Raw genomic sequence first — 26,517 nt, 5'->3', positions numbered from 1 at the left:
TCACCGCGAACGGCACAGTCCGTCTCAGCGCAGCTGGCTCCCCGGTGCCGCGCACCAGGATACCGGCAGGTCCTTCACCGCCGTGCCCCAGCCCTGCTCGGGCGCCTTCGCATCGAGCGCGAACTGCAGGCGCGGGCCCTGCTGCAGGCGGTTCCAGTCCAGCCACACCGGCGCATGCGCCTGGCCATCGACCTTCACGCCCTGCACGTACTGCAGGCGACGGCCATCGGCACCCGGCGCGTCGATGCGCAGGGTGCGGCCATTGCCCATGTCCACTTCCACCTTGCTGAAACGCGGGGTATGCAGCAGGAACTGGCCGCTGCCCGGCACCGCCGGATACACACCGATGGCACTGAACAGGTACCAGGCCGACATCGTGCCGAGGTCATCATTGCCGGTCACGCCATTCGGGGCATTGGTGAACAACTGCTGCGCGGCGCGCACTACCGCAGCGGTCTTCCACGGCTGGCCGATCAGCGTGTACAGCCACGGCGAGTGCAGGTCCGGCTCGTTGTTCGGGTTGTAGCGGAACTGGTTGTAGTAGCTGTACGGCCCGACCACCCACTCCTTGCGGGCTGCATTGAGCGGGTCGGCCTGCAGCGCGTCCATCGCGAAGAACGCATCCAGGCGGCGGCCAGCCTGTTCGCGGCCATCCATCGCTTCGACCAGGCCCGGCACGTCCTGCTGCGCCAGCCACTGATACTGCCACGCCGTCCCCTCATGGAAACCATGGTGCGAGCGCGGGCTGTAGTGACCATCGGCCGGCGTGTACCACTGGCCGTCCTCGGTACGCGGGCGCGGGAAACCGGTGAAGCCGGTCTCGGCGTCACGCACCTGCGGGTCCCACACCTTGCGCCAGTTGCGGCCGCGCTCACGCAGCGTCGCCGCGTCCTGCGCGTGGCCGAGGCCATCGGCCATCTGCGAAAGCGCGCAGTCGGCCAGCGCGTATTCCAAGGTGGCCGAACCACCATGGTGCGGATCGACGTCCATGCCCTTGGACGGGAACGCACGGTCGTAGACCACGTAGCCCTTGTCCAGGTAGGTCGGGTTACCGGAACGGCCGGCCATGCGCGAGTTCAGCGGCGGCGTGCCGAACGCATTGCGACGCAGCGCATCCCACGCCTGTGATTCGCGGCCCTTGAGCGCACCGAAGCGCCACAGGTCGACCATGAACGGCGTGACTGGATCGCCGGTCATGATGTTGGTCTCGAAGTTGGCATAGCCCCAGCGCGGCAGCCAGCCACCCTGCTCGTCGATCGCCAGCAGGGTACGGCCGATGTCACGCGCCACGTCCGGGCGGGTCAGTGCCAGCCACTGGTTCTGCGCGCGGTAGGTATCCCACAGCGAGAAGTACTCGTAATAGGTCCAGCCATCGGCGCGGTGGATACCATCGTCATAGCCGCGGTAGCGGCCGTCGGCATCGTTGCCGGTCATCGGCTGCAGCAGCGCGTGGTAGGCCGCGCTGTAGAACACGGTGCGGTCATCGGCCGTACCGCCCTGCACACGCACCCGACCCAGCTGCTCGCGCCACGACTGCTGGGACAGCGCACGCATGCGGTCGAAACCGAGCAGCGCCCCACCCTGCATGCCGTCTGCGCGCAGATTGATGCGCGCGCCTTCGGCGTCCACATGCGAGATCGCGCTGACCGCCGTCACCGACTGGCCCTTGGCCAGGTCGAAGCTGAGCCAGGCGCCGTTCGGCTTCTGCTCGCCTTCCATGCTGTGGCGCGCACCCGGCAGGCCACCGCCTTCGCCCCAGGTACCGTGTGCCTTGAACGGGCGGTCGAACTCGATGCGGAACCAGGTGGTGTACTGATGGCCACCACAGAAACTCTTGGTGACCAGCTTGCCTTCCACCACGCGGTCGCCGACCACATCAACCACGCTGCCGATCACCGAGTGGCGCTCGTTCGCCTGGCCGACATTGACCAGCACGTGGCCGTCGCCACTGCGCTGGCTGAAGGTGTAGCGCTCGGCCGCGGCACGCGTACGCGCGGTGGTCTCGGCATCGATGCCGCCGTAGCTGGTCAGCCGCACCTTGTAATAGCCCGCCTGGCCGATCTCGCCGTCATGCGTGTACGACGCGGCATAGGCCTTGTGGTCAAACTTCTTCGCGTTGCCGGTATCGAAATCGCCGCCGGGACCGATCGAACCGGTCACCGGCAGCACCGACACCTGGCCACCCTGCTCCCAGCAACCTGCGCCGGAGATGAAGGAGTGGCCGAAACCGCGGATCTTCTCGTCGTCGTAGCGCCAGCCCGAATAGTGGCTGCCGATCGGGCTGACCTGGATCAGGCCGAACGGTGCCGACGCGCCCGGGAACGTGTTGCCGTCGTCCTTGCTGCCGATGAAGGTGTTGACCTCGCGCTCCAGCGCAGCCGGCGCGGCCTGCAGCAGCACCGGCACTGACGACAGTGCGAGCAGGCAGGCCAGGCGCAGCAGCGGGCGCGAGGACACTGGGACGGCGGGAGCGGACGGCACTGGACGCATGTCGGGTTCCTGTAGTCGATGAGGCGGAGGCAGACGGCCGGGGCCGTCCGGCATCGTTCCGCTGAGCCCCTGCCTCGACTGGCAGAGAGCTCCCCCTGGAATGACGCCAGACCCACCAGACCGTGGATTTAGATCGATTCAAGTAGAGCATGCAGGTTCAGCCGAATGCATTCTGCGGCGCAGCATGAGAGGGGGCTGCTCGGCAGGGCTGCGCCCTGCACCCGCTCCGAGCTGGAGCAACAGCAACAGCAAGAGCAGAAGCTGATTTCCTGTGGGGAGGCGGGGTGGGTCCGGTTGCGGGGGCCGCTGCAAGTCCCCCTCCGGGGCCCGGCCCAGCCGCTGGCGGCTGTGCGTTCGGGCGCTTGCGAAGCAGTGCTTCGCATGCAAAGCGCCCTCACCCATGTAAGCTCGGTCGCCGCTTGCTCGTGTGCGCAGTCCTGCACACACGGCAAGACCGGGGTTGGGCGTCCTGCCCAACCCGCCCAAGGCATGCCTCGGGCCCATGCGGCTCACGCCCCCGCAACCGGACCCACCCCGCCTTCGACAGTTTCTCGCGATCTGCAGTAGATCCACGCCATGCGTGGATCAATCTCTGTCGGATAACGAAATCAATCGGGATCAGATCCGTTTTCCAACGGAAAACGGATCTGATCCCATGACCCCGCGTGATTCCAGGACCTATCCAACCGTCACCGGGAAACTGTCAAAGGCGGGGCGGTGTGGGCTGGCAGGACCGTTGGCGCCATGGGCCCGAGGCATGCCTCGGGCGGGTTGGGCAGGACGCCCAACCCCGGTCTTGCCGTGTGCGCAGGACGGCGCACACGCGCAAGGCGCCATCGAGCCCCCAGGGGTGAGGGCGCTTTGCTTGCGAAGCACTGCTTCGCAAGCGCCCGAACGCCCAGCCGCCAGCGGCTGGGCCGGACCCCGGAGGGGGGTTTACGGCGTGTCCTGCCAGCCCACACCGCCCCGCCAAACCAGCAGAAACCCAGAGCCGCTTTGGCTTTGGCTTTGGCTTTGGCTTTGGCTTTGGCTGTTGCCGGCCAGCGGCCGGCACTACAACAGGTGCAGGGCGCAGCCCTGCCGCCCCACCCTCCCCTGCGCACGAAAACGATTTCACTGATTTCAGCAAACCGTCATGCCTTCGCCACGCCAGTACCATATTGCGGAGCAGCATGCGCCCGCGGGCGACCCATGCTAAAAAACGCCCGCCCATCGCTTAGATCGATCCAAGAACGACACTGCGATGGCCGGGAGTTGGGGGAGCAGCAACAGGACGTACCAGGCCACGCGCACGGTGCTACTGCCACTGCATGGCAATAGCGACAATGTCACTTCAAATTAGATCGATTCAAGTTGTCCGTGCCACGTCACCGGATCAATCCAGGAGAGAGGGAGAGATGGGAATGAAGCATTCAACACGTACGCATGGCCAGGACGCACTGGCGCTGGCCATCGCGCTGGCCTTGGCCGCCGCCGTCATTCCGGCTGGCGCCGCCGCGCAGCAGGCCGCTTCCACCGGCTCGCAGGAAGCCACCAACCTGGACAGCGTCCAGGTCACCGGCTACCGCTACGCCATTGAAAAGAGTCTTGAGCAGAAGCGCGACGCCAACGCCGTGGTCGAAGTGATCACCGCCGAAGACGTCGGCAAGTTCCCCGACAAGAACGTGGCCGACGCACTGCAGCGCGTGCCCGGCGTGGTCATCACCCGCAGTGGCGGCGAAGGCAAGAGCGTCAGCGTGCGTGGCCTGGCACCCGACCTGACCCTGACCCAGTTGAACGGCAACTACGTGGCCACGTCGGAAACCAACGACGAAGCCACCCGTTCGTTCAACTACACCCTGCTGCCGTCGAACATGCTGTCCAGTGCCGAGCTGTTCAAATCACCGGAAGCCCGCATCGATGAAGGCGGCATCGGCGGCACGGTCATCCTGCACACCCGCCGTCCGCTGGACATGGAGTCCAACTCGGGCTTCGTCACGCTCGAGGGCACCTCCTCCGATACCCACCACGATATCGACCCGCAGGCGTCGGCCCTGTATTCGTGGCACAGCAAGGACGAGCGTTTCGGCGTGCTGATCGGCGTGACGCAGCAGAAGCGCACCACCCGCACCATGGAAGCCAGCACCGAGGACTACCAGTGGTACGGCGCCGGCAAGGCGCGCGATGCCTATGGCAACGTGCAGGCGCAGGATGGCATCCACTACTGGTGGGGCAGGTCCGGCTTCAACAACCAGACCGGCGGCAACTACAGCGACTTCTTCATGCCGACGTCGGTCAACTTCGCGGTGAAGGAAGAGAAGCGCGAACGCAAGGGCGGCCAGCTGACCTTCCAGTTCAAGCCGGTCGACAACGTTACGATGACGGCCAACTACTTCCGCTTCGAGCTGCAGGGTGACTACACCCAGAACATGCTGAAGATTCCGGAATGGAGCATGGCCCGCTTCAACGGCGATGGAAACTGGGCCGGCGGCCGCCTGCTCAACGGCCTGGATTTCGATCCCAGCGGCAACACCGTTACCGGCGCCCAGTTCGAAAAGCTGGCTGGAAAGACCTACTATTGCAGCGAAGACCAGGCCAAGGCCGCTGGCCTCAAGCCCGGCGGCTGGGGCCCGGACGACTGCACGGTTCCGACGCCGCAGCTGACCGGTGGCTACAGCAAGGAAAAGGCGCTCTCGCAGACCGCTGACCTGACCATCGACTGGGACATCAGCCCGCTGTGGAAGGCCTCGTTCACCGGCGGCCGTACCTGGTCCGAAGGTGGTCCGTCGATGAACTTCCGGATGTCGGCCAAGCCGCGCCGCAAGGTCGGCAACGATTACCTGTCGGGCAACCTGTACAGCGCCTGGGACCTGACCGGTACGCCGTCGGCCACCTTCTCGCCCGACCTGCAGCAGCAGCTGATGAACGGCATCGCCGAAGTCGACACCGGCTCGACCGATTCGTCGTGGAAGCGCACCGAGGTCAAGCAGAACTACTTCCAGGCCGACGTCACCAAGCTGTTCGAGTCCGGCTGGCTGGACTCGATCCAGTTCGGCGCCAAGTACCGTGACGGCAAGGTCCATCGCAATACCGGCAACACCTACTGGGTGTGCCCGGGCCGCGACCCGGCCGACTATGACAACAGCCGCTACCAGAGTGGCTGCGATCCGACTGCGGGCGACGCGCAGCCGGGCTTCTTCCTGTCCAATCCGATCAGCAACATCGCGGGCGGCTTCAATGCCAACGTGTTCCCGGGCATCAACTACCCGGCCTACATCGATTACCTGAACAAGACCTACGGTGGTTCTCACAACCGCACCGAGGAAGACTTCGTCTACAACGTCAACGAGAAGATCTACTCGGGCTACTTCCAGGCCAACTTCCGCACCGAACGCGTGCGCGGCAATGTCGGCGTGCGCGTGGTGCGCACCAAGCAGTTCGCGCAGTCCTCCGACTCGATCGAGAAGTTCAACGACTACTTCCTGGACAACGCGTCCGGCGCACCGATGGCGTGCACCGATCCGGCCGCTGCGGCCTACCCGACCTACAGCTGCGAGAGCGGCTTCGTGCGCCTGCCGCATGATCTGGCGCAGAGCAAGACCTACAGCCTGATCGGCGTGGATCGCACCTACACCGACGTACTGCCGAGTTTCAATATCGCCTGGGACATCACCGACACGCTGGTGCTGCGTGGTGCCGCATCGAAGGTGATCGCCCGCCCCGGCTACACCGACATCGCAGCACCGGGTGCACTGAGCTACTACAGCGAGGAGTACGTCAATGATCGCCGCGTTGCCGGTGGCGCATCGACCGCAGGCTGGGTCGGCCAAGGCAGCAACAAGCAGCTGGAACCGTTCAAGGCCACCCAGTTCGACCTGGGCCTGGAGTGGTACTTCCAGCCGGGCGCGGTCGCCGGCGTCGGCCTGTTCCGCAAGAACGTGGACAACTTCACCCTGCCGGTGGTGCGCGACACGCCGATGGTCATCAACGGTGAAGCGGTGAACGTGCAGCGCTACGAGACCCAGGCCAATGGCCGCGATGGTGTCTCGCAAGGCGTCGAGCTGTATGGCCAGTACACGTTCGATTTCGGCTTCGGCGTGCAGGCCAACTACACCTACAACGACACCAACCTGGCTTCCATTGTTCTGGACGGTCAAGAAATCGGCTCCTCGCCACTGGTCGGCAGCGCCAAGAACCAGGCCAATGTCACGGTGTTCTACGAGAACGAGAAGTTCCTCGCGCGCGCCTCGTTCAACCGTCGCGGCCAGGTGGTCGGTGGGCTCAACAATGGCCTCACCGTCTACACCGAGCCGTATGACCAGCTGGATCTGAACGTGGCCTACAACCTGACCCCGGACTGGACCCTGACCGCCTCGGTGATCAATGCCACCAAGTCCGAGCAGCGCGTGCACCTGGGCAGCGACACCAAGGCACGCCTGATCTCCAATACCTACGCAGGCCGCCAGCTGTACTTCGGCGCTACCTGGAAGTTCTAAGGCAACACCGGGTTGCCCGGGCCTGCCCCGGTGCAACCCACGCCCCGCCCTGGCGGGGACGTTCCTCCACGGCAGCCACGCTGGTACAGGTGGCTGCCGTTTTCATTGGTGCTTTGTCTTCGGTTCAGCCCTGCGCTTGACCCTGCCAATGTTGGAAGGTGCACACTGGCGCCACCCCAAGAGCACCGAAGGAGCTACAGATGGAATTCCACGTGGAAGGCATGACATGCGGCGGCTGCGCACGCAGCGTGACCAAGGCGATCGAGCTGGTCGATCCGCAGGCCAGCGTGCAGGCAGATCCCGCCAGCCGTCGCGTGCAGGTACAGACCTCGGTCAGCGAAGCGCAGATCGTGGCGGCGCTGACCGATGCAGGCTTCCCGCCGCGCACGGCCTGATCCCCTAGCCTGCGCCTGCAACGAAAAACCCGCCCGGTGCAGCTGCACCGGGCGGGTTTTTCATGTATGCAACGCCAGGTCAGTGCTTGTGCGTGCGGCGCCGTACTGCACCGGTCTTCGCGGTCTCCGGCGGTGCCAGGGTCTCTTCGTCCTCGCCCAGCCGCTGCAGAATCGGGCATTCCGGGCGCTCATCGCCCGCACAGCAGCCGATCAACGACTTCAGCGTGTCGGCCATCTGCCGCATGCTTTCGATACGCTGCTCCAGGTCGGCGATGTGCTGTTCGGCAAGATGCTTGACGTCGGCACTGTGCCGCGAGGTGTCGTTCCACAGGCCGAGCAGATCGGTGATCTCGGCCACCTGGAAGCCAAGATCGCGCGCCCGCCGAATGAAGCGCAGGCGGTGGATGTCCGCCTGCGAATATGCCCGGTAGCCGGACTCGGTGCGATCGGCCGCAGGAATCAGGCCGATCTGTTCGTAGTAGCGGATCATCTTCGCCGAAACGCTGGACGCCTTGGCGGCTTCACCGATGTTCATGCGGTTCTCCTTCAGTGGCTCGCAGCGGGGGCATCCGCCATCGGCGGCTGGAAGCGGCGCAGGCGCAGTGCGTTGCCCAGCACGAACACGCTGGACAGCGCCATCGCACCGGCGGCGAACACCGGCGACAGCAGCACGCCCCATACCGGGTACAGCACGCCGGCCGCTACCGGAATCAACGCGGTGTTGTAGGCGAAGGCCCAGAACAGGTTCTGCCGGATGTTGCCCAGCGTCGCCTTCGACAGCGCGATGGCATTCGGCACACCCTGCAGGTTGCCCGACATCAGCACCACATCGGCCGACTCCACCGCGATATCGGTGCCGGTGCCGATGGCCAGGCCGACATCGGCCTCGGCCAGCGCCGGCGCATCGTTGATGCCGTCTCCAACGAAGGCAACATGGCCGTGCGTGGCCTTCAAGCGACGCACCGCTTCGACCTTGCCTTCCGGCAGCACCTCGGCAACGACTTCATCGATACCCAGCTGGCGTGCGATCGCCTGCGCGGTGCCGGCATTGTCGCCGGTGATCATCGCCACCTTCAGGCCAAGCTGGTGCAGCGCCGCGATCGCGACCGGCGTGCTCGGCTTGATCGGATCGGATACTGCGATGATCGCTGCCAGGCGTCCATCGATGGCCGCGTACAACGGCGACTTCCCCTGCGCGCCGAGTTCGGCCGCCAGCGCTGCAAACGCGGTGATGTCCACGCGCAGGTCGCGCATGAAGCGATCAGCACCGACCTCCACCCGTGCGCCGTCTACGCTGGAGCGCACGCCCATGCCGGTGACCGACTCGAAGTCGACCATGGCCGGCAATGCGATGCCCTGCTCGGTGGCTGCATCGACAATGGCGCGGGCGATCGGATGCTCCGAACGTGATTCCACGGTGGCGACGGCGGCCAGCACTGTGGCGCGATCAAAGCCGTCGGCGATCTCCAGGTCGGTCAGGCGCGGGCGGCCTTCGGTCAGCGTGCCGGTCTTGTCCACCGCCACCACCTGCGCGTCCTTCAGCAACTGCAGTGCTTCACCCTTGCGGAACAGCACGCCCATCTCGGCGCCACGACCGGTTCCGACCATGATCGACGTCGGCGTAGCCAGGCCCATCGCGCAGGGGCAGGCAATGATCAGCACCGCCACCGCATTGACCAGCGCGAAGCTCAGCGCCGGCGATGGGCCGAAGATCAACCAGACCGCGAAGGTCGCCAGTGCGGCCAGCATCACCGCCGGCACGAACCACAGGGTGACCTTGTCGACCACCGCCTGGATCGGCAGCTTCGAGCCCTGTGCCTGTTCGACCATGCGGATGATCTGCGCCAGCATGGTCTGCGCGCCCACCGCCGTGGCACGCACGGTCAATGCACCTTTCTGGTTGACCGTGCCGCCGACCACGCTGCTGCCCGGCTGCTTCTCGACCGGAATCGGTTCGCCACTGATCATCGACTCGTCGATGTAGCTGCGCCCCTCGATCACCTCGCCATCGACCGGCACGCGCTCGCCCGGGCGCACTTCCACCACATCGCCGCTCAGCACCTCGTTGACCGGGATCTCGATCGTGCGGCCTTCACGGATCACATGCGCGACCTTGGCCTGCAGGTTGACCAGGCGCTTGATCGCCTCCGAGGTACGGCCCTTCGCGCGCGCCTCAAGGAAGCGGCCGAGCAGGATCAGCGCGACGATCACCGCCGCTGCTTCGTAGTAGACGTTCACCGTGCCCGGCGGCAGCAACCGCGGTGCAAAGGTCGCCACCACCGAGTAACCGAACGCTGCGGCGGTACCCACCGCCACCAGCGAGTTCATGTCCGGCGCCAGCCGCAGCAGTGCCGGGAAACCCTTCTGGTAGAAACGGCGGCCGGGAATGGCCAGCACCAGCAGGGTCAGTACGAACTGCAGGTACCAGCTGGTCTGCATGCCGAGGGTGGCCATCACCCATTCGTGCATGCCGGGAATCAGGTGCGACCCCATTTCCAGCACGAACACCGGCAGAGCAAGTGCGGTGGCCACGATCAGGTCGCGTTTCAGTTCGGCGCGCTCGGCATCCTTCTTTTCCGCCGCTTCGTCATCGGACTGAACGCCCGCTTCGATGGCATGGGCGGCATAACCGACCTTGTCGATGGCCGCTACCAGCGCATCCACAGCGGCCACGCCGCGCACCGTGGCGCGTTCGGTGGCCAGGTTGACGCTGGCCTGGCTGACGCCCGGTACCGCCAGCAGCGCGCGCTCGACGCGACCGACGCAGGAGGCACAGGTCATGCCTTCCACTGCCAGCTCGATGGTGCCGGCCGGCACGTCATAGCCCACCCGCTCCACCGCCTGGATCAGCGCGGCGCGATCGACCGGACCGGACGGGCGGATATCCGCGCGCTCGGTGGCCAGATTGACCGAAACACTGCCGACGCCCTCGACCTTGGACAGCGCCGCTTCGACACGGCCGACGCAGCTGGCGCAGGTCATGCCCTCGATGGGCAGGCTGATGGTGGACGGGCTTGCGGGGACTGCAGTGGCGCGGGGCGTGCTCATGATCGGATTCCCGGGGTTCCTTCTGGATGCGGACAGGCTAAACCTTGCCATCGTGGGAAGGTCAAATCCAGCCACCCCGTCCAGCCGGTAGCGCCGGGCCATGCCCGGCGTACCGCCCGCAATCCACCTCAGAAGGTGAACACGTACTCCAGCGCGAACTCGCGGCCAACCGCGCCGAGCAGGCGGGTCGGGGCGAAATCGTAGTCCAGCTTATACGGGTCCTTGTGGTTCCAGCTGGCGGAGTTGAACGCGTTGTTGACGTAGACGTTGACCTTGGCGTGCTCGGTCACCTGGTAGCCCACGTTGAAGTTCCAGGTGATGAACGGCCCGACCCGCCCGTAGTAGCGCGCCGTCTGCTGGCCGGCATTGGGATTCGGATTCGGCGAGCCGTCCGGACGCGTGGCCGGCTCCAGGCAGTTGAGCGACGGGCTGTCGCTGGGCACGTAACCATCGGCGAACGGCAGGCAGCCGCCAGGATTGTCCAGGCGGTCGGTACCCCAGTGGTAGCGCACGCCCGGCACCGAACCGATGCGATCGGCATAGACGTTGGCATTCCAGTTGCCACGCTGCCAGGCCAGGCTCGCACGCAGCTTGCTGCGCAGGTCGCGATCGCGGCGTTCCGGGTTCGGATCGTTGGCGTAGCGCTGTTCCTTGGTCGAGATCTGGTTGGTGTAGTTCACCCCCAGCTGGAAGCTGCCCCACTGCGCGGTTTCCAGGCGATAGCGCGCGGTCAGGTCGATGCCGCGCACTTCGCGGCTGGCCAGGTTGAACGGGCCGCGCTCGATCGATACCAGGCGGCCGTTGCTGTCACGGTTCACGCGGGCCAGAATGCCAGCGCAATACTCGCCACCGGCCGGATTGGCCCACGGCGTACCGTCCATGTTCTTGCCGGTCAGGCAGCCCGCTTCGCTGGCCAGCACCTCGTCGGCGCCAACGTCGACGATCATGTCTTCCAGCTTGATTGCCCAGTAGTCGGCACTGACCGACAGATTGGGCATCACGTCCCAGACGAAACCGACCGTCCACGAATCACCGGTCTCCGAGCGCAGCAGCGGCGTGCCACGCCGGTTCACATCGAACGTGTACCAGACATCGGTATTGCCCACGCCACAGTTGTTGACCAGGTACGCGCCGCTCTGGATGCAGCGCAGGCGGTCATAGGTCTGCACTTCGGAGCTGCTGGGCTGGCCCAGCAGGTAGTGCATGTCCGGCGCATGGAAGCTGGTGGCATAGGAGCCACGCACCAGCAGCGACTCCACCGGGCGCCATTCCAGGCCGACATTCCAGGTGGTCTCCTTCTGGCTGCCGATGTCCAGCGCTTCGCCGCTGTTGTCAGCCTTGTAGCTGCCATAGCGGTCATAGCGCGCGGCCGCAGTGGCGGTCACGCTTTCCAGCAGCGGGATCTTGAACTCGACGCCGGCCGAATAGCGGGTACGCTCGCCGCCACCGCGATCGACGTTCTGCAGGTCGAAATCGATGCCGGCGCGCGGATCCGGACTGAGGTGATAGCCCTGCTGCGCTACTTCGGCCACCGCCGCGAACGAGATCGGGCCGGCCCAGCCCTGGAACAGCTCGCCGGTGATGTCCGCCGAAGCCTGATTGACCCATGAGGACGCACGGTTCTTCGCCACGGTGCCCATCTGCCAGTACTGGTCCGGCGTCAGCGGGTTCCACCAGCGCGATTCGTTCAACGCATAGATCGCCTCGCCGTCGGCGGTAGTGCCCAGCTTCGGGCCGAGGAAGTAGTCGTACGACTTCTGCTTGTCGACCACGTTCTGCCGTTCTTCCACGCGGTAATAGGAACGCCCCACCGTGGCGCTCCAGTCGAAGCGATCGGCCAGGCGTCCACGCAGGCCCGCACTCCAGTCCCAGGACAGTTCGCGGTTGGTGTTGCGCAGCGTATCCAGGCCGCCCACCTCGTTCGGGGTGAACTGGCGCACGCCGAGGATCGGGCGGTTGCGGTTGGCGTCCCAGTAGTAGCCGTTGTCATCGTCGATCAGCGACACGCCGGGCGGATTGGTGCCCCAGATCGCTTCGGAGCGGTACACCGCCAGGTTGGTCCAGGCCTGCAGGTCATTGCTGAAATCGAAGGTGGCATACAGGTTGCCGGACACGTTCTCGGCACCGCCGGTGAGCAGCCAGTTGGCGTAGTCGGCGCTCATGCCGCACAGGCGGCCGGTGTTGGTGATGGTGTTGGCGGCGTAGTTGTAGACCAGGCGATCGGCGGTGTAGTACTCGCCATCGAACTTCTCGCAGGTGCCGGTGGGCGGCGCCAGGCGCTGGCCGGTGGTGGGATCGATCAGCGCCAGGCCGGCGGTGGGACGGAAGCCGACCTTGCGTTGTTCCATGTTCCAGGACGGGTACGGCGCATCGTCGGCATCGTCCATCTGCGGACGGTCACGTCCGAACAGCGGATCGCGCTTGGTGTACTGCAGCGCGTAGGTCACGCTCCAGTTGTCGCCGGTCTTGCCGCCGGCCCAGGACAGATCCCAGGTATCGCGGCCGCCTTCGGTGGAGGTGCCGCCGCGCACGCGCACTTCGTCGCCGTCGTAGTTCGTCTTCAGGATGACGTTGACCACGCCGGCGATCGCATCCGAGCCATAGATGGCCGAGGCGCCACCGGTCAGCACTTCGATGCGCTCCACCGCGGCAGCGGGAATGTTGCCGTAGTTGGAGAAGTTGGTTTCGCCACCGTAGGGCAGCGGGTAGTCCGCTACGCGACGCCCGTTGACCAGCAGCAGCGAACGGTTCGGGCCCATCCCGCGCAGGTTCAGGCCGCTGGCATTGGGCGTGTGCGAACCCCACTGCGAGGCCGCCTCGACGGTACCGGTGGCTTCAGTGAGCGTCTTCAGTGCGTCGTAAACGCTGACGAAACCTTCCTTCTGGATCTGTGCGGCGGTGATCACGTTGACCGGCGCTGGGCCTTCAACGCTGGCGCGCTTGATGCGCGAACCGGTGACGGTGACCGCGTCGAGATCCTTGGTGGACGAACTGGCGGCCTCCTGCGCGCTGGCCGCCAGGGGCAACAGGGCCAGGACCAGGGCCTGGGACAGCAGGTGACGACGCTTGCGGACGATCTGAGCCATGGGTGGTTGCTCTTCGAAAGTGTGGACGCACGGACGGGTGGTGGCGCGGCACTACGGCTGATCCGGGCACCTGGATCGGTTCAAGACCGATACGGCGCCCTCCCCTGTGGATCGATCCAAACTAAAGCACAGCTGAACCGCGCCGGGCATGCGGCGGCGCAGCAACACGTGGCGTAATGCCGTTATCGGCTGCAGGTATCCAGAACAATCAACGGGTTGCGAAACATCGCTGAGAGGACGGAGCACACGTCAATGACACGATCGCGACAATCGTGCGCGGAACTGTTTTGTCCGCCCTCAGCGGCTTCTCTCGTCCGATTGAAGCGGGAAAAAACGGCCATTGCGGAGTGCATAGTGGCTTGAGGCCCTCCCGTCAGGCCCGGCACCCCACCACGTGATGGTGAACCCGTCGTGCTGCCAGACCACCGAGGAAAAGTCGGACTCACTTTCGGGACTTCCCGAGTTCTCGCTGGCCAGGGACACGGTCTCAAGGCAACTACTGATCAGTATCCTGCCCCGCTCGACAGGTTTGGGCGGGATCAATTCGTAGACGAAGAGTTCGATCTCGCGCCCCGCGCCACAATGGCCCATCGGGCTATCGGCGTTTGAATCGAATACCTGATACAGCGCGCGAAAGCGCTTTCCCCCAACTTCATGCATGCGCCTGTCGACGAATGCGCCCCGAGCGGCTGGCGCCAGTTTCACGCCGGGCATAGGCAGGATCTCTCGACCTTCCTCGCCATTGGCTTCGTGCCACTGCCACACGGATGCCGAAACCTCTTCGGCGCCACTCGCACTGAGCGCAAGCAAACAGGAGAGCAGCGGAAGCAGTTGAAACATCTGGGCGCTCGCGGTCGAAGGATGGTCGGCCACACTGTCCGGACTGATACCGTGCTCCGCCATATGCAGACGCAGATGACGTTTACTTTCCGTGACTTGCCGCTTCGACCCCGGCAATCACATGTGCCTGAAGCGTCATCTGATCCAGCGCCCAATCCATCGCGAACAGTGGGGTCGGAGCCCTTCTGCGAAGGGATCCGACCCCGGCGGCGTTCAACCGTCCAGCGCCTGCCGCAGCGAAGCTACGGTGGCGGTGGCGGTCTGGCTCCAGTCCGGGTCCAGCCCTCGCAAAGCCTGGTTCTGGAACTGCATGGCCGAGCGCCGCAGGCCCTTGGCCGAGGCGTGCAGTTCGGTGCAGCCGGTCTGCCTTGCCACGGTAGCGATGTTGCCCGGTGCCAATCCGGCACCAGCCATCACCGTAATGCGGCCTGCTGCCTGGGTAACGAGGCCTGCCAGCACATCGGCACCCGCCTCGGCACTGACCTGACCGCCCGAGGTCAGCACGCGCTGGCAGCCCAGCCCGATCACCTGCTCCAGCGCGGCGGGCAGATCGCGGGCGGCATCGAAGGCGCGATGGAAGGTCACCTGCAACGGCCCGGCAGCCTGCACCAGCTCGCGGCACAGCGCCACGTCGATCCCGCCCTGTACATCCAGCGCGCCGATCACCACGCCATCGCAGCCCAGTGCGCGGCACTGCGCGATGTCACGCAGCATCAGTTCGGCTTCCAGCCCGTCGTAGTGGAAGTCGCCCGGGCGCGGCCGCACCAGCACGAACAGCGGAATCGACAGCCGTTCGCGGGCAATCGCAATGCTGGCGAACGACGGTGTGGTGCCGCCGTCGGCCAGGTTGTCGAACAGCTCGATGCGGTCGGCACCGCCGGCCTGCGCGGCCAGCGCCGATGCCAGCGAATTGCTGGCGATCTCCAGGGTGAGCCGCGTGCTCACGTCTGGGTGCTCGTGTAGATCGATGGCGAGTCGCGCAGGTCATCCTGGCGCTGTGCATCGCACACCGCATAGACAAAACCACGATGCAGCGCGTAAGCGCCGACCTCACCCTGCTTGTTCATGGCCAGGAAGCAGACCTGCAGTGTCTTGCTCGCTTCAGGGCGCTTGCGCACCACGCGGTCGATCGCTTCGCGGCAGGCCTGCGCCGGCGAGCGCCCCTGGCGCATCAGCTCGACCACCAGGAACGAGGCGGCGTTGCGGATCATCTCTTCACCCACGCCCGAAGCAGTGGCCGCGCCCACGTCGTTGTCGACGTACAGGCCGGCACCGATGATCGGACTGTCGCCAACGCGACCATGCAGTTTCCAGGCCATGCCGCTGGTGGTGCAGGCACCGGCCAGATGGCCCTTGGCATCCAGCGCCAGCATGCCGATGGTGTCGTGGTTGTCGCTGTTGCCGGGAATACCACGGCGCTCGGCATTGATCTGCGGCTGGTACTTCTCGGTCTTCAACCACTCGCGCCAGGCCGCTTCGGCCTGCGGCGTCAGCAGGTGCTTGCGCTCGAAACCCTGCTGCACCGCGAACTGCTGCGCGCCCTCACCCACCAGCAGCACGTGCGGGCTGTTCTCCATCACTTTGCGCGCCACCGACACCGGATGCAGGATGTCGACCAGCGCCGCCACCGCACCACAACGGCCATCGCCATCCATGATGCTCGCATCCAGGCTCAGCACGCCGTCGCGATCCGGGTTGCCGCAATGGCCGACGGTGGGGTTGCACAGCTCGCTCTCGGCCCAGCGTGCGCCGGCTTCCACCGCATCCAGCGCGCTGCCGCCCTGCGCCAGCACCTTCCACGCGGCCTGGTTGGCCGGCACGCCGAAGTCCCAGGTCGAAACCACCCTGGCACCACCCTGCGTGCGCGCCTGCACGCCCGGCAATGCCGCCATGCCTGCAGCCAGTGCACCGGCCTGCAGGAACTGCCTGCGATCCACCATCTTCCCCTCCCAGTCTGCAATGCATGGCCGGCCCGATGCCGGCCCTGCCGATCAGTCGTGCGTGGGTTGCCGCGCTGCGTGCCAGACCGCTGCACCGAGCACACCCAGCTGGCCGTGCTCCACCCTCCACACCGGTACCTGGCGCAGCACTTCGGTCAGCACACCCTTGTTGAGGAATCGCTCACGGAAGCGGCCATCGGCCAGGAAATCCTGCACATGCGCGGAAATGCCCCCGGCCAGGTATACCGAGCGCGCGCCGACGGCGATCGCCGCGTCGCCGGCCAGGCTGCCCAGCCAGGCACAGAACACCTGCAACGTTTCCACAGCAAGCGCGTCCTCGCCACTGCGCGCGGCGCCGATCAGTGCCTCGGTGCTGGTCCACACCGGGGTGACGCCGCGCAGTTCGCACAGGCACGGATACAGGTTCATCAGGCCGCTGCCGGAAAGCACCCGTTCGTTGTCCACGTGCGGCCAGCGCTGCAGCAGTTTGCCCAGCACCTGCAGTTCCAGCGCGTTGCCGGCGCCGAGCGCGGCATGGCCGATCTCGCTGGCCAGCACCGGGCGCTCGCCATCGGCGAAACGCAGCGCGGCACCCAGGCCGGTACCGGCACCCAGCACCAGCGCCGGGAAGGCCTGCGCCGGATCGGCGTCGCCATTCAGTGGGACCAGGGTTTCCGGCTGCAGGTACGGGATGGCCAGCGCCACCGCTTCGAAATCATTGATCAGCTGCAGTTCGCGCAGGCCGGACTGTTCGCGCGTGGTCGACAGCGAGACTGTCCACGGCAGGTTCGAGTTGATCAGCACATCGCCATCGAGCAGGCCGGCGATGGCGACCACCGCGGTCTGCACCGGCTGGCCAAGGCATGCGGTGAAATCGGCCAGGATCGCGGCCAGGCTGGGATGCTCGGCGCAGGCATAGGTGCGATGGCTGCCCAGCAGCGGCGCGTGGCCGGGTTGGGTCTCAGCCAAGGCCAGGCGGGCGAAGGTGCCGCCGACATCGGCAACGACCAGATGGCGCGGAAGACCGCCGCGGGCGGAGTCGGAGGAAACCGGGGACGCTGCTGCGATGGTCACGCTGGCCTGCTTGGATCGATTGAATCGCCCCGATTCTCAGGCATCGGGGCGGCTTTGCCTAGCGCGCCGATGGTTCAGGTTGGTCTACATGCCTTCCTGTTCGGCCACCTGCACGCCATCCACCAGCACACGCAGGCGCTGCGGGCGGAAGCCGGCGAACAACAGCGGCCGGGTGCGCTCGACCAGCACTTCGTGGCCGGCGATGTGACGCAGCCACGACTGTACCAGCGAGAACGAGAAGTGGGTGCCCGGATGCAGCGGGTGCTGCACCCAGACCTTCTCGGTGGCGCTCTGCAGCAGCATCGCGCCGGTGAACCAGTGGCGGCTGAGCGTCACCGGCGTGGTGCCGGCCATGAAGCGGATATCCATGCGGGGTCCTTTCGCGTTGGGCAGCGGCGCCCTGGATCAGGGCTGGGCAGTCTGCAGGCTGTAGCTGGTGGTGGCGGTGAACACTGCACCATCAGGCTGGGTGGAGCGTACCTCGACCTTGTGGCTGCCCACGGCCAGATCGGTCGGCAACGCGCCGCGCCACAGGTGCGGCGATGCAGTGGCCTCCGGCGAGCGGTCGTAGCCGCGCAGGCTGCTGGCCAGATCATCGGCCACGTTCTCCACCATCAGGCGCGGATCGGGCTGGCTGACCTGCTTCATCGGCTGCCACGCGCCGCCATCGACGCGGTACTCGACCACGCTGGCGTCCTCACCCATGTAGACGTTGGCATAGATGCCCCAGGCCGGGTAAGCGCCCTGGCGCAGTACCTTGGGTGCATGCAGGCCGATCTGCTCGCTGGCCGGCTGGCCAGCCACGCGGTACTGCAGCTTGTAGCTGCCGTTGCCGGCCACGTCGAGCAATGCATAGCCCTTCGGCGTGCCGTCGCTCATGGTGCTGTCCGGCACGCCAGCGGCATTCTTCACCCCCGACCAGAACGCACCGCAGTTGGCACCGACGTTGTATTCGTGCAGCGGCTTGTCACCGTTCCAGCCCTCGGCCTTGCCGTGGTAGACGTGCTGCTGGGTGTGGCTGTGGCCGCTGAGCACCAGCACGTTGCGGAAGTCCTTCAGCAGGTCGAACAGGCGCTGGCGGTCGGCGTGACGGAAGGTCTCGCGCCCCGGCGCCGCGTCGAACAGCGGGATGTGCATGCCCAGCACCAGCAGGCGGTCCTTGTGCAGGCCCTTCAGGTAGCTGGCGAGGAAAGCGAACTGGTCTTCGCGCAGGCCACCGACATACTTCGGCTTGGCCTTGGGGTCATACACCACGTCGTCCAGGAACACGAAGCTGGCGCCACCCTCTTCCACCGCGTAGGTGTCCGGGCCGTAGATGTTGCGCCAGCTGTCCAGCGAGTGTTCGTCGCTGGCCGCATCGAAGTCGAGATCGTGGTTGCCCGGCACGTGGAACCACGGCACACCGAGCTCGGTGGTGACCTTGTTGATCGCCGGGTACAGGGTCAGGTCGTCGTTGACGATGTCACCCAGGGTGGTGCCCATGCGCGCCCTGGTCTGGCCAACCAGCGGCGCCACGATCGACTGCTGGTAGTAGCCGATGTCCTTCAGGCTGGCGGTCTGCGAATCGGTGAACACCAGCATCTGGAAACCACGGCGGCTGTCATGGCGATCCGACTGCAGGGCGAAATCCCAGTTGCGGGTGACGTCGCTGGTGGCGGCGATGCCGCCGTACTTCAGCGCCGGTGAACCGTTCGGGCGGTAGTGGCGCCAGAACGAAGGCAGGCCATCGGCCGCCTTCGGGAACGAATACGCATCGGGCTTGATCACGAACACGGTCTGGCCGTCGCGCACTGGCAGGCTGTAGCTGCCGTCGGCGGCGGTCTTGACGATGGTCTCGCCGTTGGAAACCTGCACCCCGGCCAGACCCGGATCGGTCGCACCGCGCCCGGGTTTGCCGTCGCGCTCCAGGTAGACCTTGCCGCTGACCACGGTATCCGCGGCCCAGGCCGGCGAGGTCAGCAACAGGCAGCACAGCCAGGCGGCAGGCAGTTTCATGGGCGGTCCGGGAAAGAAGAAGACCCCCTATTGTAGAGCCGAGCCATGCTCGGCTGCATTGCAGAGGTGGGTGCGGACCGTTGGTCCGCACGCCTTCCTCAACGATGGCGCTTTTCCAGCACCGCCCGCGCATCATCCAGCGACAACCCGCGCGCGCGCAGCAGCACCAGCAGGTGATACAGCAGGTCCGAGGCCTCGCCCAGCAACGCCTCGTCATCCTGCGCCACGGCGGCCAATGCGGTCTCCACGCCCTCCTCGCCCACCTTCTGCGCGATGCGGCGGATGCCGCCCTCGAACAGGCTGGTGGTGTAGCTGCCCGGCGGGCGCTGTACCTCACGCATCGCCACCAGCTGGCCCAGCCCGCCCAGGAAATCCTTCGGTGCCCCGTCGAAACAGCTCTCGGCGCCGGTGTGGCAGGTCGGCCCGGCCGGGCGCGCCATCACCAGCAGCGTGTCGGCATCGCAGTCGACACTGATCGACTGCACCACCAGCACGTTGCCGGACTGCTCACCCTTGGTCCACAGCCGCTGCTTGCTGCGGCTGAAGAAGGTCATGTGGCCGATGGCCAGCGTGGCGGCCAGCGATTCGGCGCTGACATAGCCCAGCATCAGCACCTGCAGGGTGTCGGCATCCTGCACCACCGCCGGCAACAGGCCTTCGCCCTTGCCCCAGTCCAGCGCCTGCAGCGCATGCAGCGACGGCCTCACTTCAATAGACATCCCGCACCTCGATCTGCTTTCCGCGCAGGTAGCGCTTCAATTCCGGAATGGCGATGGCGCCGCTGTGGAACACGCTGGCCGCCAGCGCGCCGTCAACGTCGGCCTGGTCGAAAGCCTCGGCAAAGTGCTCCATCGCACCGGCACCGCCGGAGGCGATCAGCGGCACCTGGCACAGGGCCCTCGCCTGCTGCAGCTGCACAACATCGTAGCCACGGCGTACGCCATCGCTGTCCATGCAGTTCAGCACGATCTCGCCAGCGCCACGTCGTTGTGCTTCGACGATCCAGTCCAGCGTGCGCAGCGGCACCGCCTGGGTCTTGTCCGGGTCGCCACTGAAGCGGCGCACCCGCCACTGGCCATCCGCCTCGCGAACCGAATCGACACCGACCACCACGCATTGCACGCCAAACTCGTCTGCCAACTCGGTGATCAGCTCCGGGCGGCCCAGCGCAGGCGAGTTGATCGACACCTTGTCGGCACCGGCGAACAGCACGCGGCGCGCGGTTTCCACGCTGTCGATGCCACCGGCCACGCAGAACGGAATATCGATCAGGCGAGCGATGCGCTCGATCCACGCGACGTCGACCGACCGTGCCTCGGGACTGGCGCCGATGTCATAGAACACCAGCTCGTCGGCACCCTGGTCGCGGTAGCGCTTCGCCAGCTCGGCGATGTCGCCCATGTCGACGTGATCGCGGAAGCGCACGCCCTTGACCACGCGGCCACCGCGCACGTCCAGGCACGGAATGATGCGGCGGCTCAACATGCCAGCGCCTCGCTCAGGTCCATGCGCTGCTCCAGCAGGGCCTTGCCGAGGATGGCACCGCCGCAGCCGGCGGCACGCGCCTCGGCCACATCGGCCACGTCACGGATGCCACCGGAGGCCTGCACCGCCACGCCCGGCAGCAGCGCCGACAGGTGCTGGTAGAGGCTGATGTTGGGCCCGGCCAGCATGCCGTCGCGGGCGATGTCAGTGCACAACAGGTGGCGCATGCCGGCACGCGCATACCGCTGGGCCAGGTCATCCAGGGTCACGCCAGCATTCTCGGTCCAGCCGTGCACCGGCAGCTGCCATTGACCCTGGGCATCCTGGCGGGCATCCAGCGCGATGGTGATGCGCTCGGCGCCGAACTCCTCCAGCCAGCCGACCACTTCGTCGGGGCGGCGTACTGCCAGCGAACCCACCACCACGCGGCCGGCGCCGGCATCGAGGATGCGTGCCACGTCGTCGCGGCCGCGCACGCCACCGCCGGTCTGCACCTGCAGCGGCGTCTGCGCACGGATCGACGCCAGCAGCGCCGCAAGGGTGTAGCCACCGGCACGCGCAGCGTCCAGGTCGACCAGATGCATCCACTGCGCGCCCTGCGCAGCGAAGGCCTGTGCACGCGGCAGCGGATCGTCGCCATACGAGGTTTCCTGCGCGTAGTCACCCTGGCGCAACCGCACCACGCGGCCGTCGCGGATATCCAGCGCGGGGTAGACGATGAAACTCATGCAGCAGTGCCCTCGAGGAAGTTGCGCAGCATCAGCGAACCGGTCTCGCCGGAGCGCTCGGGGTGGAACTGTGCGCCGTAGTAGCGCCCCTGCTCCACCACGGCAGTGAACAGGCCACCGTGGTCGCAGGCAGCAACAGTGTGGGTATTGAGTGGCGCCGCATAGCTGTGCACGAAGTAGGCGCTGGCGCGCTCCGGCACGCCTTGCAGCAGCAGCGATTCGCGCAGCGGGAGCAGGCGGTTCCAGCCCATGTGCGGCACACGGATGCCACAGGCCGGTACCAGCTTGCGCACCACGCCCGGAATCAAGCCCAGTGTCTCGACGCCGGCCTCCTCGGAGCGCTCGAACAGCAATTGCATGCCCAGGCAGATGCCCATCAGCGGCACCTCCAGTCGCTGCAGCGGTTCCACCAGGCCCTGCGCATGCAGGCGCTGCATTCCGGGACCAGCGGCGCCGACGCCGGGCAGGATCACCCGCTGCGCACCGACCAGACCGTCCGCATCGCGCACCAGCCGCACCGTCGCGCCCAGGCGCTCCAATGCGTAGCGCACCGAGCCCAGGTTGGCACCGCCGGCATCGATCAGCGCAACGTCGCTCACAGCGCCCCCTTGGTGCTCGGCAGTGCCGTGCCCTGGCGGGCCAATGCCGGGCGCAGCGCGCGCGCCAGTGCCTTGAAGCAGGCCTCGACCTTGTGGTGGTCGTTGTCACCGCGCACCTGCAGGTTGAGGTTCAGGCCGCTGGCGTCGCACAGCGAACGGAAGAAGTGCGGCACCAGCTCGGTCGGCATGTCGCCCACGCGCTCACGCTTGAACTCGCCCTCGAACACGAAATAGGGGCGACCGCTGAAATCCAGCGCAGCGCTGGCCAGGGTCTCGTCCATCGGCAGGGTGAAGCCGTAGCGGCCGATGCCGCGCTTGTCGCCCAGCGCCTCGCGCAGGGCCTGACCCAGCGCCAGCCCGGTGTCCTCGATGGTGTGGTGCTCGTCGATGTGCAGGTCGCCCTCGGCCTGGATGTCCAGCGTGAACCCGCCGTGCTTGCCGATCTGTTCCAGCATGTGGTCGAAGAACGGCAGTCCGGTGGCGATGCGCGCATCACCGGCACGGTCCAGATCCAGTTCAACGCGGATCTTCGTCTCCTTGGTGTTGCGCTGGACCACCGCGGTGCGTGGCGCGTCGGCCAGTGCGTGGGCGATGCCCGGCCAGTCCCACTCGCCACCGAACTGTTCGGTGCGCAGCTGGAAGCCACGGATGTTGAGGTTGTCGGCGAACTGCAGGTCGGTGATGCGGTCACCAACCATGCCCGAACGCGCCCAGTCGATGCTGCGGTCCTGCAGGTAGCCTGTCATCAAGCCGATGCCCGGCTTGCGGGTCGGCGCCTTGTCCTGCGGCCAGCTGCAGTCGATCAGCACGTCACGGAAGGTGATGCCCTGGCTTTCGAAGATCTGCAGCATCAGGTCATTGGGGCCATCGAAGCTGGCGCGCGGGTAGCTGTCGCTGCCGAGGCCATCCTGATTGGTGACGATCACGAACTGGTAGCCGGCATCCCGCAGCTTCAGCAGCGCCGGGATCACCTGCGGCACGAAGCGCAGCTTCTCGTAGGCGTCGATCTGGAAATCGGACGGCTCCTCGATGAGGGTGCCGTCGCGGTCGATGAACAGGATCGGTGTCATGCTGCGGCCCTCCGCGCCGACAGGGCCGCAAGCACGCGGTCATTCTCTTCGGGGCTGCCGATGCTGATGCGCAGCGCATCACCCAGCTGCGGCGCGGCGCGCTGGTCGCGCACCACCACACCGGCATCCAGCAACGTGTCGAACGCTGCCTGCGCATCGGCGAAGCGGACCAGCAGGTAGTTGCCGGCCGAGCGGTACACGCGGCGAACGCCAGGCAGGCCCGGCAGCACCGCGAACAGGCGCTCGCGCTCGGCGATGACCGTGGCCACGCGCTCGGCGGTGCGTGCCAGCGCGGAGGGCTGCAGTGCCTGCACTGCCAGCTCCGCGCACGGGGTCGGCACCGGGTACGGCGCCTGGCAGCGCCGCAGTACGGCAATCAGTTCCGGCGCGGCGATCAGGGTGCCGATGCGCGCGGCCGCAAGTGCGTGCGCCTTCGACAACGTGCGCAGCACTGCCAGATTGGCGTGCGTGGCCAGCAACGTGGTCGCCGACGGGCGCTGCGCGTACTCGACATAAGCCTCGTCCACCACCACCAGCGCTTGCCCGCGCAATGCAACCGCCACGCGTTCGACCTCGTCCAGGGCGATGTCACTGCCGGCCGGGTTAGACGGTGCGCACAGGAACACCAGCTTGGCGTTGCGCGACTTGGCCGTATCGATCACAGCATCCAGATCAGCGCGCAGGCGGTCTTCGGTATCCACCAGGGGCACTTCAATCAGTGCGGCGCCCTGCAAGCGCGCGCAGACCGCGTACATGCCAAACACCGGCGGCGTGACCAGCACGCCATCGCGGCCCGGCACGCACAGGGCACGCACCAGCAGATCAATGGCTTCGTCGCTGCCACGGCCTATCAGCAGCTGCGGCGGCGTCACGCCGTACAGCGCCGCCAGGCCCTCGCGCAACGCCAGCGGCTGCGGTTCCGGATAGCGCCGGCTGTTGCCCGCCGCATCAGCCGGATTGGCCCAGGCCGACTCGTTGGCGTTCAACCAGACCTCGCCCTGCACCGCCGCGCTGCGCGCCGAGCTGTAGCCGTCGAAAGCCTGCAGATCCGGGCGCACCAGCGCCAGCACTTCATCAATGGCGGCGCTCATGCGGCGGCCTCCATGCGCAGGGCCACTGCACGCTCATGCGCATCCAGGCCTTCGGCGCTGGCGATGATGCGCGCACAGCCGCCGATTGCCGCCAGTCCAGCAGCGCTGGCGCTCTGCACGCTGATCAGGTTCTGGAAGCTGGCCACGCTGACACCGCTGTAGGCACGTGCGGCACCGGCGGTGGGCAGTACGTGGTTGGTGCCGCTGCAATAGTCACCCAGTGCCTCGGGCGTGTAGTCGCCGAGGAACACCGAGCCGGCTGCCTGCACCTTGTCCAGCCACGCGCGCGGATCGCGCAACGCCAGGATCAAGTGTTCGGGCGCATAGCGGTTGCTGATCGCGAAGGCCTCGTCCAGCGAATCGACCTGGATCAGCCGCGACGCCGACAACGCCTGTCGCGCGATCTGCTGGCGCGGCAGCAGGGCCACCTGGCGCTCCACCTCTGCCTCAACCGCCGCCAGCATCGCGGCGTCGTCGGTCAGCAGCAGCACCTGTGAATCCGGGCCATGCTCGGCCTGCGACAGCAGGTCGGCGGCAACGAACGCCGGATTGGCGCCGGCATCGGCAATCACCAGCACTTCGGAGGGACCAGCCGGCATGTCGATGGCGGCGGCGCCATCCTGCGCGACCTGCTGCTTGGCTTCGGTGACGAAGCTGTTGCCGGGCCCAAACAGCTTGTCACAAGCCGGAATGCTGGCCGTGCCATAGGCCATCGCGGCGATCGCCTGCGCACCACCCAGCTTGAACACGCGCTGCACGCCGGTCAGGCGCGCGGCTACCAGCACCGCCGGATCGGCGCTGCCATCGGCGCGCGGCGGCGTGCACAGCACCACCTGCGGGCAGCCGGCCAGCTGCGCCGGAACACCCAGCATCAACGCGGTGGACGGCAACGGCGCGCTGCCCGCCGGCACATACAGGCCCACCCGGCCGATCGGACGCAACATGCGTTCGCAGACCACGCCCGGCGCGGTTTCAACTGCATAGCCTTTGCCCATGCCAGCGGCGTGGAAGCGCGCGATGCGTTCGGCGGCTTCGACCATCGCCTGTCGCAGTTCGGCGGGCACGGCGGCTTCGGCAGCGGCGAATTCGGCTTCGGAAACTTCAAACGAGGCCAGCTCGACACGGTCGAAACGTGCAGTAATCGCACGCAATGCGTCGTCGCCCTGCGCGCGCACCTGTGCAATCAGGGCCGCCACCGCGTCACGGGTCTGCTGCGCCACGGTCTGCACCGGGCGGGTCAATGCCGCGCTGCGCGCGGCCTCATCAAGTCGGGACCAGATCAGACGGTTCATGCCAGCGACCGCTCCACGCTCAGTACCATCAGGCCCTGCGCACCCGCACGCTCGAGTTCCTCCATGCGCTGCCAGCTCAACGGGCCGGGGCACATGGTCTGCAGGCGCAGCGCGCCGCCATCGGCCGGCAACCGCACCAGCGGCTCGGCATCGGCCAGCAGCTGCGCCAGCGCGTCGACGCGATCCTCGCTGGCACGGAACATCAGCAGCTTGCGGTCCTGGCGCTGAACCACGCCGTCGAGGCGGCGCAGCAGCATCGCGCGCAGCGATGCACGTGCATCATCCGGCGCGCGCACCGCGCCGGCCAGCACCGCCTCGCTGTCGAGCAGGTTGTGCACCGGGGTCAGCTGATTGGCGCGCAGGGTGGCGCCGCTGGAGACCAGATCGCAGATCAGGTCGGCGGTGCCCAGGCGCGGGGCGATTTCCACCGAACCGGACAGCTCGACCACCTGTGCGTCCACGCCCTGCTCGGCCAGCCACTGCTTGAGGATGGCCGGGTAGCTGGTGGCGATGCGGGTGCCGGCCAGCTGCGCCGGACCCTGCCACTGCCATTCCTCGGGCACCGCCAGCATCAGCCGGCACTGGCCGAAGCCCAGCCCGCGCAACGCCTGGTAGGCATCCGGCAGACCGATCTGGCGCCGCGCGGCGGCCTGTTCGTCCAGCTCGTTGCGGCCGACGATGCCGAGATCGCAGACGCCGTCGGCGATCAGGCCGGGGATGTCGTCGTCGCGCACCAGCAGCAGGTCCACCGGCAGCGATTCGCCGTAGCAGAACAGCTTGTCGCGGCTCTCGCGCCAGCTCAGGCCGCAGGCGCTGAGCAGGTTGCGCGCGGGTTCGGCCAGCCGGCCACTCTTCTGGATGGCGATACGCAACCGGTCTCGTGCCGGCGCTGCCTGGGTTGCACTCATG

20 protein-coding genes are annotated in these 26,517 nt (G+C 66.8%); 2 read left to right on the top strand and 18 right to left on the bottom strand.

Going from position 1 to position 26,517, the window contains the following annotated elements:
* Positions 1-24: 24 nt before the first annotated feature.
* Complete coding sequence (locus ACZK33_RS10780; protein WP_423175246.1) at positions 25-2,490, bottom strand: GH92 family glycosyl hydrolase; 2,466 nt, start codon at positions 2,488-2,490, stop codon at positions 25-27.
* Between the two features lie 1,397 nt (positions 2,491-3,887).
* Here ACZK33_RS10780 and ACZK33_RS10775 point away from each other — a divergent pair.
* The gene (locus ACZK33_RS10775) at positions 3,888-6,965 is read left to right on the top strand and encodes a TonB-dependent receptor (RefSeq protein WP_423175271.1); all 3,078 of its coding nucleotides are present in this window, start codon (positions 3,888-3,890) and stop codon (positions 6,963-6,965) included.
* A gap of 200 nt (positions 6,966-7,165) precedes the next feature.
* The gene (locus ACZK33_RS10770) at positions 7,166-7,360 is read left to right on the top strand and encodes a heavy-metal-associated domain-containing protein (protein ID WP_423175270.1); all 195 of its coding nucleotides are present in this window, start codon (positions 7,166-7,168) and stop codon (positions 7,358-7,360) included.
* 79 nt (positions 7,361-7,439) lie between these two features.
* Here the strand turns inward: ACZK33_RS10770 and cueR are convergent, their stop codons facing one another.
* From cueR to hisG, 17 genes are all read right to left on the bottom strand, one after another.
* Positions 7,440-7,895 (bottom strand): Cu(I)-responsive transcriptional regulator, encoded by a 456-nt coding sequence (gene cueR, locus ACZK33_RS10765; RefSeq protein WP_423175269.1) that lies wholly within the window; start codon positions 7,893-7,895, stop codon positions 7,440-7,442.
* An 11-nt stretch (positions 7,896-7,906) separates the two neighbouring features.
* Positions 7,907-10,408 carry a heavy metal translocating P-type ATPase gene (locus tag ACZK33_RS10760; RefSeq protein ID WP_423175268.1) on the bottom strand — a complete coding sequence of 834 codons (2,502 nt, stop codon included), beginning with the start codon at positions 10,406-10,408 and terminating at the stop codon, positions 7,907-7,909.
* Between the two features lie 128 nt (positions 10,409-10,536).
* Complete coding sequence (locus ACZK33_RS10755; protein WP_423175267.1) at positions 10,537-13,494, bottom strand: TonB-dependent receptor plug domain-containing protein; 2,958 nt, start codon at positions 13,492-13,494, stop codon at positions 10,537-10,539.
* Between the two features lie 297 nt (positions 13,495-13,791).
* Complete coding sequence (locus ACZK33_RS10750) at positions 13,792-14,334, bottom strand: hypothetical protein (RefSeq protein ID WP_423175266.1); 543 nt, start codon at positions 14,332-14,334, stop codon at positions 13,792-13,794.
* Positions 14,335-14,547: 213 nt separating this feature from the next.
* Positions 14,548-15,279 carry a copper homeostasis protein CutC gene (locus tag ACZK33_RS10745; protein ID WP_423175265.1) on the bottom strand — a complete coding sequence of 244 codons (732 nt, stop codon included), beginning with the start codon at positions 15,277-15,279 and terminating at the stop codon, positions 14,548-14,550.
* Positions 15,276-16,274, bottom strand: coding sequence for a glycosylasparaginase (locus ACZK33_RS10740; protein ID WP_368850834.1), 999 nt, complete (start codon positions 16,272-16,274; stop codon positions 15,276-15,278). Before ACZK33_RS10740 ends, ACZK33_RS10745 begins: the two co-directional genes overlap by 4 nt.
* 51 nt (positions 16,275-16,325) lie before the next feature.
* Positions 16,326-17,348 carry a glucokinase family protein gene (locus tag ACZK33_RS10735; RefSeq protein ID WP_423175264.1) on the bottom strand — a complete coding sequence of 341 codons (1,023 nt, stop codon included), beginning with the start codon at positions 17,346-17,348 and terminating at the stop codon, positions 16,326-16,328.
* An 84-nt stretch (positions 17,349-17,432) separates the two neighbouring features.
* Entirely contained in the window at positions 17,433-17,717 is a 285-nt protein-coding gene (locus tag ACZK33_RS10730) for a hypothetical protein (protein ID WP_005409434.1), read from the bottom strand.
* 36 nt (positions 17,718-17,753) lie between these two features.
* Positions 17,754-19,343, bottom strand: a complete 1,590-nt coding sequence (locus ACZK33_RS10725; RefSeq protein WP_423175263.1) for a calcineurin-like phosphoesterase C-terminal domain-containing protein — start codon at positions 19,341-19,343, stop codon at positions 17,754-17,756.
* A 98-nt stretch (positions 19,344-19,441) separates the two neighbouring features.
* Positions 19,442-20,062 (bottom strand): bifunctional phosphoribosyl-AMP cyclohydrolase/phosphoribosyl-ATP diphosphatase HisIE, encoded by a 621-nt coding sequence (hisIE, locus tag ACZK33_RS10720; protein WP_423175262.1) that lies wholly within the window; start codon positions 20,060-20,062, stop codon positions 19,442-19,444.
* Positions 20,052-20,828, bottom strand: a complete 777-nt coding sequence (hisF, locus tag ACZK33_RS10715; RefSeq protein WP_423175261.1) for an imidazole glycerol phosphate synthase subunit HisF — start codon at positions 20,826-20,828, stop codon at positions 20,052-20,054. The genes hisIE and hisF overlap by 11 nt, the downstream gene beginning before the upstream one ends.
* The gene (hisA, locus tag ACZK33_RS10710; protein WP_423175260.1) at positions 20,822-21,556 is read right to left on the bottom strand and encodes a 1-(5-phosphoribosyl)-5-[(5-phosphoribosylamino)methylideneamino]imidazole-4-carboxamide isomerase; all 735 of its coding nucleotides are present in this window, start codon (positions 21,554-21,556) and stop codon (positions 20,822-20,824) included. Before hisA ends, hisF begins: the two co-directional genes overlap by 7 nt.
* Positions 21,553-22,155: an imidazole glycerol phosphate synthase subunit HisH gene (hisH, locus tag ACZK33_RS10705; protein ID WP_008268504.1), complete on the bottom strand. Its 603-nt coding sequence runs from the start codon at positions 22,153-22,155 to the stop codon at positions 21,553-21,555. The genes hisA and hisH overlap by 4 nt, the downstream gene beginning before the upstream one ends.
* A complete protein-coding gene (gene hisB / locus ACZK33_RS10700; protein WP_423175259.1) occupies positions 22,152-23,225 on the bottom strand; it encodes a bifunctional histidinol-phosphatase/imidazoleglycerol-phosphate dehydratase HisB in 1,074 nt (357 codons plus the stop codon). Before hisB ends, hisH begins: the two co-directional genes overlap by 4 nt.
* Positions 23,222-24,316 carry a histidinol-phosphate transaminase gene (hisC, locus tag ACZK33_RS10695; RefSeq protein WP_423175258.1) on the bottom strand — a complete coding sequence of 365 codons (1,095 nt, stop codon included), beginning with the start codon at positions 24,314-24,316 and terminating at the stop codon, positions 23,222-23,224. Before hisC ends, hisB begins: the two co-directional genes overlap by 4 nt.
* On the bottom strand, positions 24,313-25,608 hold the full coding sequence (hisD, locus tag ACZK33_RS10690) for a histidinol dehydrogenase (RefSeq protein WP_423175257.1): 1,296 nt from the start codon (positions 25,606-25,608) through the stop codon (positions 24,313-24,315). The genes hisC and hisD overlap by 4 nt, the downstream gene beginning before the upstream one ends.
* A complete protein-coding gene (gene hisG / locus ACZK33_RS10685) occupies positions 25,605-26,516 on the bottom strand; it encodes an ATP phosphoribosyltransferase (protein ID WP_032129944.1) in 912 nt (303 codons plus the stop codon). Before hisG ends, hisD begins: the two co-directional genes overlap by 4 nt.
* Between the last annotated feature and the right edge of the window lies 1 nt (position 26,517).

The organism is Stenotrophomonas sp. 86156_Sma, from assembly GCF_056481625.1.
This window is presented reverse-complemented; position numbering and strand designations above follow the sequence as displayed.

What these genes read in the sequence shown, in the direction of transcription:
- ACZK33_RS10780 (WP_423175246.1), bottom strand. Translation starts at nt 2,490, where the DNA reads ATGCGTCCAGTGCCGTCCGCTCCCGCCGTCCCAGTGTCCTCGCGCCCG.
- ACZK33_RS10775 (WP_423175271.1), top strand. Translation starts at nt 3,888, where the DNA reads ATGGGAATGAAGCATTCAACACGTACGCATGGCCAGGACGCACTGGCG.
- ACZK33_RS10770 (WP_423175270.1), top strand. Translation starts at nt 7,166, where the DNA reads ATGGAATTCCACGTGGAAGGCATGACATGCGGCGGCTGCGCACGCAGC.
- cueR (WP_423175269.1), bottom strand. Translation starts at nt 7,895, where the DNA reads ATGAACATCGGTGAAGCCGCCAAGGCGTCCAGCGTTTCGGCGAAGATG.
- ACZK33_RS10760 (WP_423175268.1), bottom strand. Translation starts at nt 10,408, where the DNA reads ATGAGCACGCCCCGCGCCACTGCAGTCCCCGCAAGCCCGTCCACCATC.
- ACZK33_RS10755 (WP_423175267.1), bottom strand. Translation starts at nt 13,494, where the DNA reads ATGGCTCAGATCGTCCGCAAGCGTCGTCACCTGCTGTCCCAGGCCCTG.
- ACZK33_RS10750 (WP_423175266.1), bottom strand. Translation starts at nt 14,334, where the DNA reads ATGTTTCAACTGCTTCCGCTGCTCTCCTGTTTGCTTGCGCTCAGTGCG.
- ACZK33_RS10740 (WP_368850834.1), bottom strand. Translation starts at nt 16,274, where the DNA reads ATGGTGGATCGCAGGCAGTTCCTGCAGGCCGGTGCACTGGCTGCAGGC.
- ACZK33_RS10730 (WP_005409434.1), bottom strand. Translation starts at nt 17,717, where the DNA reads ATGGATATCCGCTTCATGGCCGGCACCACGCCGGTGACGCTCAGCCGC.
- ACZK33_RS10725 (WP_423175263.1), bottom strand. Translation starts at nt 19,343, where the DNA reads ATGAAACTGCCTGCCGCCTGGCTGTGCTGCCTGTTGCTGACCTCGCCG.
- hisIE (WP_423175262.1), bottom strand. Translation starts at nt 20,062, where the DNA reads ATGTCTATTGAAGTGAGGCCGTCGCTGCATGCGCTGCAGGCGCTGGAC.
- hisF (WP_423175261.1), bottom strand. Translation starts at nt 20,828, where the DNA reads ATGTTGAGCCGCCGCATCATTCCGTGCCTGGACGTGCGCGGTGGCCGC.
- hisA (WP_423175260.1), bottom strand. Translation starts at nt 21,556, where the DNA reads ATGAGTTTCATCGTCTACCCCGCGCTGGATATCCGCGACGGCCGCGTG.
- hisB (WP_423175259.1), bottom strand. Translation starts at nt 23,225, where the DNA reads ATGACACCGATCCTGTTCATCGACCGCGACGGCACCCTCATCGAGGAG.
- hisC (WP_423175258.1), bottom strand. Translation starts at nt 24,316, where the DNA reads ATGAGCGCCGCCATTGATGAAGTGCTGGCGCTGGTGCGCCCGGATCTG.
- hisD (WP_423175257.1), bottom strand. Translation starts at nt 25,608, where the DNA reads ATGAACCGTCTGATCTGGTCCCGACTTGATGAGGCCGCGCGCAGCGCG.
- hisG (WP_032129944.1), bottom strand. Translation starts at nt 26,516, where the DNA reads ATGAGTGCAACCCAGGCAGCGCCGGCACGAGACCGGTTGCGTATCGCC.